The following is a 14,699-nucleotide window of genomic DNA, read 5'->3' as shown; positions in this document are numbered from 1 at the left end:
CACTTCCGCACACCGGGATTCCCTCTTATTTCTGTCTCACGTCTTGCTTGTTGGTGTTAAAACCAAGTTTGGTTAACCCGGCCTGTACGTCGGGATGGCTCATGAAGAGTTTCCACAATAATCCGCTCCGGTAGTTTTCGATCATGACAGCAATAGGACCCTGGTCGATAGCCAGATAACGTTGCGGATACCAATTGTCCGTTTCGCTGAAAGCATCGTAGAATCCGAAAGGACCGAACACTTTATCTCCCATACCATATAGATGGCGCATCACTTGCATGGAATATTCCGGTGTATAGACAATGGATGAAAGCGCGGCGGTAGGGGAGATTACTCCTTTGTCCTCCTGCTCATTGGGCGAATGAGCCGCATATCCATCGACGGAATAGCTGGCGGTCAGTCCCCAACAATCCGGTCCGAAACCTTTGTAATGTTTAGGGTTGCGGATGCAGTAAGCACGGTTCACCAGTGTCAGGTTGCGCATTTCGTGGAAGTAGCTGGGGCAGTATTCATCTTTCAGTCCCACCGGATCAAGTCCGAGGAAAGAATATTGAGCCCAGAAAAGCGGTCCGGCTTCGGTGCCCTGATAGCGGAGGTGCAACTCGATTCCTTCCACTTTATGCGGAGAAACGATGGCTCCGTTCTGTGCCCAACCGTCATGATAGACAGCCGCAGGTACTCCGTGTGTAGGAGAAGCGGCGGCAAGAATATACATAATCATACATTCGTTGTAGCCGTGTACAGGGAAATTCATTTCCCAGCCATACGTCGGACTCCAATGCCAGTAAAGAACGTTTTGCCCGCCTTGCCGATACCAGTTCCAGTCGACATCCCGCCAAATCTGGTCGATACGTTGGGCGAGGGCTTTCTCTTTCTCGTTTCCGTTGACGTAATATTGGTGTACGGCCAGCAGCCCTTGGATGAGGAAAGCGGTCTCTACCAGATCGCCCCCATTATCTTTTTGCCCGAATGGTTTCACCTTGCCCGTATCACCATACCACCAATGAGGGTAGGCTCCGTGGAAACGGTCTGCCTTTTCGAGGAAAGAAACGATGCGTTCCATTCGTGCCAGTCCCTCTTCGCGGGTGACGTAACCGCGGTCGATTCCCGCAAGGATAGCCATGATGCCGAAGCCGCTGCCGCCGGAAGTGACTACGTTGGCATCGTTTTCAGGATAAACGCCGTCTACATGATAACGTTCGGGAGCTAAGCCGCTATTCGGCTCGGCACCTTCCCAGAAATAGAGGAAAGTCCGTCGCTGGACGGTATCCATCAGGGCGTCGTCCGATAACGAGTCGGTGGCTGCGGAAAGGTTGTTGCTTTTGCTTTTCCCTTTACAGCTCTGGAAAGTCAGGGCAACGGCGGATAGAAATAGTAACATGAGTGGAAGTGCACTCATTTCTATTATTCTTTTATATTTATCGTTCATAATCAAGGTGATAAAAGTTTAGTTTAACGTGAATTTCGCGGTTTTCACATCACGGCTGTTCGTACCGATCATCACTTCAAAGTCGCCCGGTTCGGCAACCAGTTGCAAGTCATAATTATAGTATCGAAGCATTTCCGGAGCAATCTTGAAACGGACAATCTTCATTTCTCCCGGTTCGAGGAATATCTTTTGGAAACCTTTCAGTTCTTTGACGGGACGGGTACTGCTACCCACAACGTCGCGGATATAAAGCTGTACCACTTCCGTGCCGGGCCATGTTCCGGTATTGGTAACTTCCACTGCTGCGGTCAATGATCCGGTCATATCCATGCTGGAATGGCTCAAGTCGATGTCACTGTAAGAGAAAGTTGTATAAGAAAGACCATAACCGAACGGATAAAGCGGATCATTATCCACATCGAGATAGTTACTGCGGAATTTCTCAAACCATTTACCTTCTTTCAAAGGACGTCCGGTATTCTTGTGCGCATAATAAAGAGGTATCTGGCCTACGTTCTTCGGGAAAGTCATAGTCAGTTTACCACCCGGATTGACATAGCCGAAGAGGGCGTCGCCAATGGCATAAGCTGCTTCACTACCTCCAAACCATACATTCAGAATGGCGGGTACATGTTCCTGTTCCCAGCTCAACGTAAGCGGACGGCCTGTAAATAATACCAGTACCACCGGTTTGCCTGTCTTTAAAAGCTCTTTCAACAGATTCTGTTGTACGTCGGGAATATTTAAATCCGTGCGGCTGCTACTTTCACCACTCATTTCGGAAGATTCGCCTAAGGCAGCGATGATGATATCCGACCGGCGGGCTACGTTCAACGCTTCATCCAACAATTGTTGGTCGGTGCGGTTATCGCGGTTCAGGGAACGACCGAACATCGTTGCCCGTTCTTCGTAACTTGCATCACTAATCAAATTACTTCCTTTGGCGTACATGATATTCGCTTTTCCGGCTGTCATCTCTTTCAATCCTTCTACCAAAGAAGGGCAACGGTCGAGCACAGCTGCTACGCTCCATGTACCCGGCATATTGCTACGGCTGTTTGCCAACGGACCGATTACTGCAATATTTCCTTTTGGGTTGAAAGGCAACAACGGATTTCCGTTCGGATTACCGTCGGGACTGTCATTCTTCAGAAGAACGAAACTTTCTGCTGCAATCCTGCGGGCTGCATCGCGATGCGCTTTGGTAAAGATGTCGCGTGCCGGACGTTTCGGATCGCAATATTTATAAGGATTATCAAATAATCCCAGTTTATATTTGGCTTCCAGAATACGACGGCAAGCCGTATTCAATGTTTCCATAGAGACTTTTCCTTCCTGAACGGATTTCTTCAGTGTCCCTACAAAACCCTCGCTTACCATATCCATATCCACTCCGGCGTTGATGGCACGGGCGGATACTGTCTGAAGATCGCCGATACCATGGTCGATCATTTCTGAAATGCCCGTATAATCAGTTACTACAAAACCGTTGAATCCCCATTGTCCGCGGAGAATATCCGTCATCAGCCATTTATTGGCAGTGGCCGGAATACCGTCTACTTCATTAAAAGAAGCCATCACGCTGCCTACACCCGCTTCAACGGCTGCTTCATACGGCAGCATATAATCATTGAACATTCGTTGGCGGCTCATATCCACGGTGTTATAGTCGCGGCCGGCTTCACCTGCCCCATATAGCGCAAAGTGTTTTACGCAGGCCATGATTTCGTCATTCCGTTCCATGTTTTTCCCCTGATAGCCGCGTACCATCGCTTCGGCAATCATGGCACCGAGAAACGGGTCTTCGCCACTACCTTCGGATACGCGTCCCCAACGAGGGTCGCGTGAAATATCCACCATCGGGCTGAAAGTCCATGAGATTCCATCAGCACTTGCCTCTACGGCTGCAATGCGGGCAGACTCTTCAATGGCTGTCATGTCCCAGGTGCAAGACAAACCGAGCGGGATAGGGAACATCGTTTCGTATCCGTGAATAACGTCCATCCCGAACAATAACGGAATACCCAGTCGGGAATCTTCCACAGCTTGTTTCTGTACTTCACGTATTTTCTCTACTCCTTTCAGATTGAACAATCCTCCCACTTCGCCTTTCTTGATTTTTGCGGCGATGTCGCTGCTTTTAGCTTGTCCCGTAGTGATCTCTCCGGTGACGGGAAGGTTTAACTGTCCGATTTTTTCTTCCAGCGTCATTTTATTCATCAATACGTCGATGAAACGATCCATATCCTGTGGCGACTTTTGTGCCGACGCGGTTAGAAAACCTGCGGCAAACAACAGGACGGATAGGCTTAACTTTTTGTATATCATATTATTATGGTTACTTTTATCTCTATTCATATAAAGTCCTCCTGATGCGTTGAATGTTCGGCACCGAGGAGGACATTGTTCGACACCGAGGAACAGTAGTTTCGGCACCGAGGAAACAACCGTTCGGCACCGAGGAACTTTCTTATTGGTAGTCGGGGTTCTGTACTAACACTCCCTTAGACTTGTCGATCTCTGTCTGCGGCAGTGGAAGCAGTGCGTTTTTGTCCTGATAATTGGTTTTACCGGCTGCGTGCAACACTTCTTTTGCAATGCCCCAACGAACGAGGTCATAGAAACGGTCGAATTCCAACCCTAATTCCACACGGCGTTCGTGGCGGATGGCCTCACGCAATTCTCCCTGATCGGTAGTCGTCACTTTAGGCAATATATTGCTATTGGTGCCTCTGGCGCGTGCGCGTACTTGTTCCAAATAGTCGATTGCTTCACCCGGAATACCTTTTTCATTAGCTGATTCGGCTCCCATCAGCAGTACATCTGCGTAGCGGATCAGACGAATGTTTACCCAGAATCCTTTGTTGGTATATTCTTTACGCAATGCCGGGTCGGTATAGGCTTTCTTATTGAAATAAGCACCCATTGCCGGGGAAACCGGAGACTCGCCGTATGGTTCGTTGGTGTTTTCCGGTGTGATAGGATCGCTGTCCGAGTGGCGGAAGTAGAGTAGGGTAGAGTTTTTGCGTGGATCACCCTGTTCGTATGCTTGCGCCATATACTCTGTTGCCATGTGCCATCCCCATCCCAAGTCCCATTGACCTGCTCCGCGTACACCTTGTACTTCACAGAACTGGCTACCGATAACGGTACTTTGAGGAAGAGCGGCAGTAGCTGTACATTGCAACTCGAATATGGAACCTCCGTTATTTTCACCATCATCCGTGAAAATCTCATTATACGGAGTCTTTAAGTTGTAGAGCCCCTTTTTGATGACATCGGTGGAGGCTGTGTACATATTGTTCCAGTCGTTGCGCATCATATAAGTACGCGCGTGTAAGGAACGGGCAGCTCCCCAAGTCAGTCGTCCGGTGTATTCGCTGCTCCATGTTTCCGGCAATGACTCTTCTGCTGTTTTCAGGTCCTTGTCGATTTGCTCATAGATTTTATCAGCACTTGTCTTCGGGATATTGGCTTCCGAAGCATCGTTGATTTTATAAGTCACCAAAGGAACTTCGCCGAAAGCTCTTACCAGATTGAAGTAGCAATAAGCACGGAAGAAAGAGGCCTCTCCCTTATTGATGATGTCTTCAGTTTCTGTTTGTCCGGCTGTTTCTTTTTCTGCAATGGCATCAAGAATCTCATTACATTGGTAGATGATGGCATAATTCTGTCCCCAATAAGCACCCAGTAGGCCGTTGGTCGGTGTATACACAAAATCATCATACATTTCGGCTACATCAGAGCCATCGCTGGCAATACTTCCTTTTTCCGAATCTTCCGAACGAAAACAGTGGATGGCAAAAGCAGGAGGGCCGGCTGTCACATTATAGTTACGCATCATCGTATAGACATTATAAATCTTACCGTTGACCAGAGCGTTCGGATTATCATCTTCCGTGAACTGTCCTTGCGGACTACGATCCAGAAAGTCACTACAGCTACCTAGAAATAATGTAGTTGAAGTAATAAGGGTTGCAAATATATATTTATTCAGTTTCATATAATGATAGTTTTAAAGATTAAAGTTGTGTTCCGCATGGAAAACTGGCAGTGGCACCTTGTCACTAGAATGTTAGGTTGATACCGAAGGTATAGACTGCAGGTACAGGATAACTGCCGTTATCTACTCCGAATGCGGTGGCAGTTCCTCCAAGTTCGGGAGTATATCCGGTGTTATGTTTCCATGTCTTCAGGTTCTGTATGTTGACATAGACTTTCAGAGCTTGCAGACGTATTTTGGAAATTAAGCTCTTGTCGAACGTATACGCTAACTGTACGTTGCGGATACGGAAGAATTTGCCGTCCTCAATGTAATAGTCGGAGTTGAGGTTGTTGATGGAATGTTTGGTGTTCAGCAACGGTTGGGTGTTGGACGTACCTTCTCCGTGCCAGCGGTCCAAACGTTGTTCCAGGTAGTTGAACTGGGCAAAATTGTAGTTATCCCATGTACGGAAAATCTTGTTTCCACCTTGTCCCATCATGTCGATGCCTAACGACCAATTCTTATAGTCTACTCCGAGAGAAAAACCGTAAGTTACCTTTGGAGTCGGGTTACCTATCATGGTACGGTCTTCCGGGGTGATTTCTCCGTCACCGTTCACATCGGCGAATTTCAGGTCACCGGGGGTAACGGTAGCCAGTGTATTTTTGGGTGATGCGTCAATATCTGCTTGTGACTGATAAACGCCTGCCACTTTGTAACCATAGAAATATCCGATAGGATAACCTGCCATTGTGTAACTTTGCTGCTTATCTCCGGCAATGATGGAATATCCTTCCTGAACAAGACTTTTTACCTCATTCTTGATAGTAGTCAGGTTGGCACTGACGGAATATCCCCAGTCACCAATCTGATCGCGCCAGGTTACAGCCATTTCCACTCCTTTATTCTGAATCTCTCCCAAGTTTCCGATACCGGGGATAGTTCCGGAAATCCCGGGAACTTCGGCTAACAAATCTTTGGTATTCTTCTTATAGTAAACACCCTCAAAATGCAAGCGGTTGCGAAGCAGGTTCGTTTCAAATCCGGCTTCCCAGGCTTCTACTTTTTCCCAACGCAGGTTAGGATTAGGAAGATAGGCAAGCTGGTACCCGGGATAAATGATGGACGGTTTACCGAATACGGCCGAATAAGCATTGGTCAATAAGGGTTCGGCAGGATAGGCTTTATCCAGGTTCTGGTTTCCTAACGTACCGTAAGATGCTTTGATTTTCAACATATCCAGCCATTTGATGTCTTTCATAAATTCTTCTTCAGACATCAACCAACCTCCACCCAGTGAGAAGAAGTTCTGCCATTCATTGCCTGTGTAGGAGAAAGCGGAAGAACCATCCCGGCGGAAAGATCCGTTGAACAGATATTTACCTTTATAGTTGTAGATCACACGTGCAAGTACGGATAATGTACTGCGTTCCCATTGAGTACTTCCATTGGTAGCGGTAGCCGCATCGCCGATGCTAACAAACCATTTGTCCGGATTATCCGGAATAACCAGTCCGACCCCCTGCTTGCGTGCTCCGTCCAATCGGCTCAACGAATTATAATAGGTAGTAAAACCGGCAGTAGCTGTCAGGTTATGATTTCCATTATCAAAGCTGTTGGTGTATGTCAACAGGTAGTCGCTCTGAACTTTTGTTTCATTCTCTTTAAACTGGCTGACCTCGGTCTTGCCTGTTCCCAAAGTAGAGATCCCTCCGTTGACAGCGGCATCGTATACTTTTACGATCGGTGTATACGTCCGTCCGTTGTTCGACGCATAATCCATGGAGAACATCGCTTTGAACGTGAAATGTTTCAGGAAGTCTACCTCACCATAAATGTTACCGGATGCCCGGTAGTTTTCCGCTTTGGTAGTATTCGCTTTTAATTCGACGTCTACCATCGGGTTGTTGATCTGCGCTTTCTGGAATTCGGGCAGAGCCGTATATAATCCGTATTCGTTGTTATACACCGGAGCGATAGGAGTTGCACGTAGAGCATTCAACACCTGTTTGGAATCTGCAGGAAGCATACGTGCACCGTTGAATTGGAAACCGACTTTCAAAAAGTCCGTAATCTTATAATCATTACTTGCGTTGATGGTTACCTTGCTGAATTTCTCATGCTCGATGTTGCCTTGTTCGTAAGAGTAGCCTACACCCAGATAGAAACTATGTTTGGGCGAAGCCCCTGTAATACTGATGTTATTGTTTGTAATGAAAGCAGTTTGGAAAATTTCGTCTTGCCAGTCGGTATTGGCATCCCAGCCGGTATAATCGAAAGGGTCATCTTTCTGATTGGCGAGCTGTTCGTTATATAGTTCCTTGAATTGTGAACCATTCACCAGTTTCACTTTATCCACTACTTTCTTGAAACCGAAAGAAGTATTAATATTGACCAGTGTCTGTCCCTCTTTGGCTTTCTTTGTGGTAATGATGATGACACCATTCGCACCGCGAACACCGAAGATAGCCAGAGATGACGGGTCTTTCAGGATTTCCATAGATTCGATGTCCTCCGGATTCAGGAAATTGATGTTGTCATTGAATAATCCGTCGACAATGTACAGCGGTTTATATCCGTTGATGGAGTTTGTTCCGCGAATACGGATTTCCGGGTCCGATCCGGCTCGTCCGGAGTTTACAATCTGCACACCTGCCACTTTCCCCTGAAGGGAAGACAGCGGATTCATTGCCGGTTTGTTGGCTAACTCTTCTCCTTTGACATTGGTGATAGAACCTGTCAAGTCTCTTTTCTTTGCACTACCGTATCCGATAACGACTGTTTCGGCTAGTACTTGTGAATCTTCTTTTAAAGTGACATTGATGACATTCTGTGCCCCCACCTTAATGGTTTGCGAAGTCATCCCCACGTATGAAAATACCAATACGTCCTCCGGAGTGACAGAGATTGAATATTTACCGTCCATGTCTGTGATGGTTCCGGTGGAAGTTCCTTGTACGAGTACCGATGCGCCGATCAATGGTTCATTGGCAGCGTCCGTCACTGTTCCTGTCACCGTCTTTGTCTGTGCAAAGGCTGATGCAGAGGCCAGTAGCAGGCAAACAAGCGTCATGATGCTCCTTGACCTGATGGCTTTTTTCTGAAGATGTTGTAAAAGTCTAGTCCTCATTGCATTAAATTTTTCCATTTGTTATTATTTAGGTTGAAGTCTTTTTTCTGCCGTCTTTTGGCGAGAGTAACAAAGGAAACAAACGAAATTCAAAAAAGATTTTGGAAAAAAGAGGGAATGGTTGATTTTAACACTAAAAGGGAGGTGACTGTTGAAAAAGGTTCAGGCACGAACCGGTGTTGTTCGTGCCTGAATAATAGGATGAGGATTACCCGTCGGGGAAGGTATATCCTATGTATACGCTGTTCGTTCTGTGATTTCCTGTTTTAAAACATCTGTTCCGCAGTGGTCATACATTGAATGACATCTTCTTTGCTGCCATTGAAAGGACCTGATTTCTCTATTTTTAAAGTTGACATGGCGGCTGCAAAACGTCCTGCTTCTTCAATGCCGGCTCCTGATACCCGTTGGTATAGATACCCGATGGTGTAAGTGTCTCCACACCCTGTTGCATCTACCACCTCTTTGGGTTTATATGCCGGAATACGATAGAAGTCTTTTCCGTCGAAAATAAGTGATCCCATGCTTCCCAAGGTGACAAGCACTTCTTTCACGCCCCATTCATATAATTGACGGGCAGCTTCATGCGGATCAGAAAGACCTGTCAGCACTTCCATCTCGTGCTCGTTGACTTTCAGGAAATGGATATATTGTAAAGCTTCCCGCTTATCTGTCCAGTCCACCGGATAGACGTGAGTGTCACGCACTTCACGTAAATAGCCTTGTGAGTCTACTGCAATCAACCCTCTTTGAGATAGTTCTTTGATTACTTCCAATGAGAAGTCGTCAGACAGCAGAGAGCCGAGATGGTAGATTTGCGCATCTATATCTTTCAGCTGACCGGCAGTGAACGGATCGGCTTTCGCTAATACACGTTGAGTACGGTCGTCCGGATTGGCGCCATAGATATTCTCGAAGTATACGGAATATTTGCTTGGCAGGGCGGTTACATGAATACCCATTTCACGTAGTTGCTCCACGACGTTCATTTCAGTGACACCAACTGCTGTTACTAAAGCGTAATCGATGTCGTTAAAATGGCGGATGGCATGTGAACAATAAAAAGCCGTTCCTCCCGGCATATAGACAGTGTTTTGGGGAGTGACTACTTTGTCTAAAGTGATGTGACCGATGCAGCAAAGTTGATGTTTATTCATGTCTAACCAATTAAAAAGCCTCCAAGATAGTATCTTGAAGGCTTCTAGTTTATTTTTTTGTGCGGATGATAGGACTCGAACCTACACGCCTCACGGCACCAGATCCTAAGTCTGGCGCGGCTACCAATTACGCCACATCCGCATGTGTAGCTTTTTTGTTTAGCGGTGCAAAGATAGGAAGATTTTCTGATTTGGCAAATAATTCGGCAATAAAGTTATTCACTTAAGATTTCGAATGCCTTTTCAATCAGTGGATCTTTCTTTTGTGATTCTATGTCGCCCTGCTCTATCCCTTCTTCCAGAATCTTATCCATATTTACATATACATCAGGTTTTATTCCATCCTCCAATGACTTTCCATACTTATCAAAGTGGGGGCTGGCAGAGAAGCGGACGCTCCAGCCATTGGGTAATTCTGATGAAAATGGCAGCCCTGATCCACCACCAGTCTGATCGCCCAGCTGGATGATTCTTTTATCCTCGTTATCATTGTTTAAGCTGCGCATTATGTTAACAAAATCATTTGTGGCACTATAACATCGACGATTGGTTAGTATCACGACCTTTTTTTGCCAACGAATACTGTTGGAGGGTTCTAAATAAATGGGTTCCATCTCTGAGAAATCATTGTGTCCCGGACCTGTCTTATGTTGGATATATCCTGTTAGTGCCAGTTTATCAGTGAACCGGGCAGCTATGCGTGAAGAATTGGTTAGATTACCTCCTCCGTTATCACGGACATCGATAATTAATCCATTGCAGATTTGTAAATAGTAAAGGACCTCATCCAAATTGCCATCTCCAACTCCGGCACTGAAACTTTCATAACGTATGTATCCTATGTTATTGTCGAATATTTTATATTTAAGACCAGCGGATGTGCGATAGCCTGAATTGGCACTACCCAGATAATAGTTATAAAGAATATCTTCTCTATAATTCCAGGGGTAGCCCTGATACCATGCATCGTAATAAGAAATACGACTGGCAGAAGATAGATTGACATGCCCGTCTTTCAAGATATAAAGCATTTGACTTAGGATGTCGAACAGGTCATCATTGGACATCGACGGAATAATCAGTCTGCTGTATTTGTCATGAACAGCATCCCAGTCAATACCTTTCGTATCCAGGAAACAATACTGTTCGTCAATGATCTTCCATAGTTGTTCGAAATTACCTCTGGGATCATTGGCGTAGTCATCTTCCCCAATGCAACCAGTCAGCACCGGAAGGCAGCAGAGCAGCCAAAGTATTTGTTTGATCTTATTTCTCATCATTAATTGATCTCTCACTTGAAGTTTCAACATTAAATTTTGTTCTCTTAGTAAGCTCTAACCGATGAAGGAAGAGCGGTTCCTTTCTTATTTCGGATACGGTATAGGTCTTTCACAAATCCTACCATGAATACGTGTGAGTAGGTATGTGTCTTGATATTGTTAACGTTGGATTGCTGCAAATCAGCCAGGTAGCTGAAGCGCATTTTCGTATATCCTATCGGCAGATCGACGGAGAGCATCTGTCGCAACGAAGGTTGATTGTGCAGGGAGGTGAATTTTATCACTCCGCTCGAATTTCCCAAAGAGAATATCTCGTAATAAGATTGTCCGTAGTGGGGAGAGAACATCACTCCCATAACCGGCAGATTGACCTGATAACGAAGCACCATCGGATACCGTTTGATTTTCAGGTGCCAAATAGCCATTCCGGAGGCATCCAGATTGACGTATGCCCGTGCGGATGCCGGATTGTTGGTGTTCCGCAGATTATAGACAAAGCCTCCGTTGACATCTATCAATCCTCCGGCTAATAATTTGAAATTATCTGTCAGGCGGAACTGGTAGTGTAATCCATAGTTCCAGTTGACTAATCCGGAGAAAGTGTTATTGTTATCAGCCCGGTTGTGCGTATAGCCGATGTCTGCTTGAAAGAAGTTCTGCACAGATACATTTCCATCAAACAACTTGGTCATCCGAATCAACTCACGGGAAACACGGAAGTCGATACCTTTGTATTCCTGTGGTGAAAGATAGGTGTCGAAAACGTTAGTAAATCCGATACCATACATGGTGGCACGTGTTACATACCGATGGGCTTGCAGACTGTCGATCTGCGCTTGTAATCTTGTGCAAAGGGCGAACAGGATGCAACCTGTCAGCCCCAGGTATATTAGTTTTTTCTTCATCAGAATAATTTCATCTGCCCGGTGATTTCATCAATAATGTCGCCTTCGCTCTTGCCGCTGTCCGGGTCCAGATTTTCCGGCTCCTCTTCAGGAACTTCCTGTTGTTCTTGTGAGGGTTCGGGGAAGCGAGTTGGTTCAAGCTCATTGATCGTCTCCACTGCATAGGTAGTGATACGTTTTCCCTTGGCTTTGAAACCTTTGACAGCAATGAATTCATCCGCATCGATATTCAACGGATCACGGAAATTGTCGTGTCCGCCAAATATGACTTCCAGACGAGGATAGTACTCGTCGGTCAGCAGGATCAGACGGTTGTTCTTATTTTCTCCCAAGTAGTTCTGTTTACGGTTAGAGGCCTCAAAACAGAAACGTTTCAGATACGGATAATTCTGTTGGTCGGCATCGTAAAGCGCGGCAGTCCATATCTTGTTAGGATCAAACTTCTCCACGATGCTTACATTATCTTCATAGTGGTTGCTCAAGTCGAAGTTGGTAGTATAGAAATCACCGTTGTTCAGAACAATCAATATGCTGTCGTCGCTTTGGAATTCACCCAGATATTCACCTCGTCCGTCATAGTTGAGGCGGAGTATGTCACGGTCAAACCATACTTTACGTCCACCGAGCGTGGAACCTCCTTTTTGTTTCAGGGATATCTTATGTACCGGCAAGCGGGTAAGAATCACGCCTCGTGCCTGACGTCCCTTGATGCTGACCTCACTGAAGTCATGCTCGAAAATGATACGGCGTACACGTGGATTCGGTTTCAGTGTCACCTTGATGATTTCGGCTTCTCCATTCGGGTTGGCGCTGAAATAGGTAATCCGTGATTCGGGAGTTCCCTGTGTGACATCATATTCGCGGTCGCGAACTACAGAGGTCACGGCGAAACGTTTTACGTATGTCGTTCCTTCTTTTCCGTCGCGGTAGGCTACATTGTAGATCGTACGTTTATCGTTCTTCTTGAATACATTGACATAGAGAACGTTTTTGCCGACGAATTTCTTGTCGGCAACAGGAGTAACGATATACTTACCGTCGCGGAAGAAGATAATGACATCATCGATATCCGAACAACATGCCACGAACTCGTCTTTTTTCAAGGCTGTTCCGATAAATCCTTCTTCGCGGTTAATATAAAGTTTCTCGTTTGCTTCTACTACTTTGGCAGCTTCGATGGTGTCGAAGTTACGCAGTTCCGTACGGCGCGGGAAGTTCTTACCGTATTTGTTTTTTAACATCTGATACCAGTTGACGGTATAATCTACGATGTGAGCCAGATGATTATCAATCTCGGCCACTTCTTCTTTCATCCTGGCAATCAGTTCATCCGCTTTGTCCGAATTGAATTTCAGAATACGTCCCATTTTGATTTCCATCAGTTTGAGAATATCCTCTTTGGTGACTTCACGGATAAATTTCGGATAATAAGGCGTCAGGCGTTCGTCAATATGAGCACAAGCTGCGTCCATATCTTTGGATTGTTCGAACTCTTTGTCCTTATAGATGCGTTCTTCGATAAATATCTTTTCGAGCGAAGCAAAGTGCAACGCTTCCAGTATTTCGTTTTTCTTGATTTCCAGTTCCTGCTTTAGCAAATCCAGCGTGTTGTCTGCCGACTTTTTCAAGACTTTGCTGACAGTGAGGAAATGAGGTTTGCTGTCGTCAATCACGCAGCAGTTGGGTGAGATACTTACTTCGCAATCGGTGAATGCGTACAATGCATCGATTGTTTTGTCCGATGATGTACCTGGTGCCAGATGCACTAATATTTCTACGTTGGCAGCTGTGTTATCGTCTACCTTGCGAATTTTGATTTTTCCTTTATCAACAGCTTTCAGGATAGAGTCGATCACTGTTGAAGTGGTTTTCCCATAAGGGATCTCTGTGATTGCAAGTGTTTTGTTATCAATCTTGTTGATCTTGGCACGTACTTTCACTGCTCCGCCACGTTCTCCGTCGTTGTATTTGGCTACATCAATCGAGCCGCCTGTCTGGAAATCGGGATACAGTTGGAATTCTTCCCCACGCAGATAGCTGATGGAAGCATCACAAAGTTCGTTGAAGTTATGCGGCAATATCTTGGAAGAAAGTCCAACGGCGATACCTTCCACTCCCTGCGCCAGTAATAACGGGAATTTCACAGGAAGAGTGACTGGTTCCTTATTTCGTCCGTCGTATGACAATTTCCATTCGGTAGTTTTGGGATTGAAGACAACATCCAGCGCAAACTTGGATAAACGCGCCTCGATATAACGTGGAGCAGCCGCACCGTCTCCGGTGAGGATATTACCCCAGTTACCCTGACAGTCAATTAACAGGTCTTTTTGTCCCAACTGTACCAGGGCATCCCCGATAGAAGCATCACCGTGGGGGTGGAACTGCATGGTGTGTCCCACAATATTTGCCACTTTGTTATACCGCCCGTCATCCAGACGTTTCATAGAATGCAGGATACGACGTTGCACAGGCTTTAAACCGTCATTGATGTGAGGTACGGCACGTTCCAGAATAACATATGAAGCATAGTCCAGAAACCAATTCTGGTACATGCCTGTTAACTGATGTTTTACGCTTTCGTCCCGCGCGTCCGCCGGTTTGTAGTCTGAATGTTCTTCCGTTATCTCGTTGATTTCGTCACTCATAAAATTCGTATATACTATAATTTTAACGCATACGCACGCAAAAATACAAAAATAAAAGAGATTTCGATGAAAAACGGTGAATATTCCGTGTGTTAAAAGGGTATAAATCAGCTTTACGGAAGGAAAACAGAAAGGCATATCCTATCAAAGACATGCCTTTCTGTAAAA

General features: G+C 45.8%; 8 protein-coding genes and 1 tRNA gene. All 9 read right to left on the bottom strand.

Annotated features, from left to right (window positions below; genetic code table 11):
• Positions 1 to 25: 25 nt before the first annotated feature.
• The 9 genes from KFO40_RS01980 to KFO40_RS01940 all read right to left on the bottom strand — a co-directional run bounded on the left by KFO40_RS01980 (position 26) and on the right by KFO40_RS01940 (position 14,531).
• Positions 26 to 1,399, bottom strand: coding sequence for a glucoamylase family protein (locus tag KFO40_RS01980; RefSeq protein ID WP_008024291.1), 1,374 nt, complete (start codon positions 1,397 to 1,399; stop codon positions 26 to 28).
• A 48-nt stretch (positions 1,400 to 1,447) separates the two neighbouring features.
• On the bottom strand, positions 1,448 to 3,757 hold the full coding sequence (bglX, locus tag KFO40_RS01975; RefSeq protein ID WP_211146032.1) for a beta-glucosidase BglX: 2,310 nt from the start codon (positions 3,755 to 3,757) through the stop codon (positions 1,448 to 1,450).
• Between the two features lie 142 nt (positions 3,758 to 3,899).
• Positions 3,900 to 5,432, bottom strand: coding sequence for a RagB/SusD family nutrient uptake outer membrane protein (locus tag KFO40_RS01970; RefSeq protein ID WP_099146323.1), 1,533 nt, complete (start codon positions 5,430 to 5,432; stop codon positions 3,900 to 3,902).
• A 64-nt stretch (positions 5,433 to 5,496) separates the two neighbouring features.
• Positions 5,497 to 8,562 carry a SusC/RagA family TonB-linked outer membrane protein gene (locus tag KFO40_RS01965; protein WP_120144799.1) on the bottom strand — a complete coding sequence of 1,022 codons (3,066 nt, stop codon included), beginning with the start codon at positions 8,560 to 8,562 and terminating at the stop codon, positions 5,497 to 5,499.
• Between the two features lie 248 nt (positions 8,563 to 8,810).
• Positions 8,811 to 9,701 (bottom strand): carbohydrate kinase family protein, encoded by an 891-nt coding sequence (locus tag KFO40_RS01960; protein ID WP_211146031.1) that lies wholly within the window; start codon positions 9,699 to 9,701, stop codon positions 8,811 to 8,813.
• A 60-nt stretch (positions 9,702 to 9,761) separates the two neighbouring features.
• A tRNA-Leu gene (locus KFO40_RS01955) sits at positions 9,762 to 9,843 on the bottom strand.
• Positions 9,844 to 9,916: 73 nt separating this feature from the next.
• Entirely contained in the window at positions 9,917 to 10,978 is a 1,062-nt protein-coding gene (locus KFO40_RS01950; protein WP_049702273.1) for a S41 family peptidase, read from the bottom strand.
• A 47-nt stretch (positions 10,979 to 11,025) separates the two neighbouring features.
• On the bottom strand, positions 11,026 to 11,886 hold the full coding sequence (locus tag KFO40_RS01945; protein ID WP_049701705.1) for a DUF3316 domain-containing protein: 861 nt from the start codon (positions 11,884 to 11,886) through the stop codon (positions 11,026 to 11,028).
• Positions 11,886 to 14,531, bottom strand: coding sequence for a DNA gyrase/topoisomerase IV subunit A (locus KFO40_RS01940; protein ID WP_211146030.1), 2,646 nt, complete (start codon positions 14,529 to 14,531; stop codon positions 11,886 to 11,888). Before KFO40_RS01940 ends, KFO40_RS01945 begins: the two co-directional genes overlap by 1 nt.
• Between the last annotated feature and the right edge of the window lie 168 nt (positions 14,532 to 14,699).

The sequence above is a fragment of the Bacteroides sp. 1001302B_160321_D4 genome (genome assembly GCF_015667765.1).
GTDB lineage: Bacteria > Bacteroidota > Bacteroidia > Bacteroidales > Bacteroidaceae > Bacteroides > Bacteroides xylanisolvens.
Note: the sequence above shows the minus strand (reverse complement) of the source record. Positions and strands in the feature narration are given on the sequence as shown.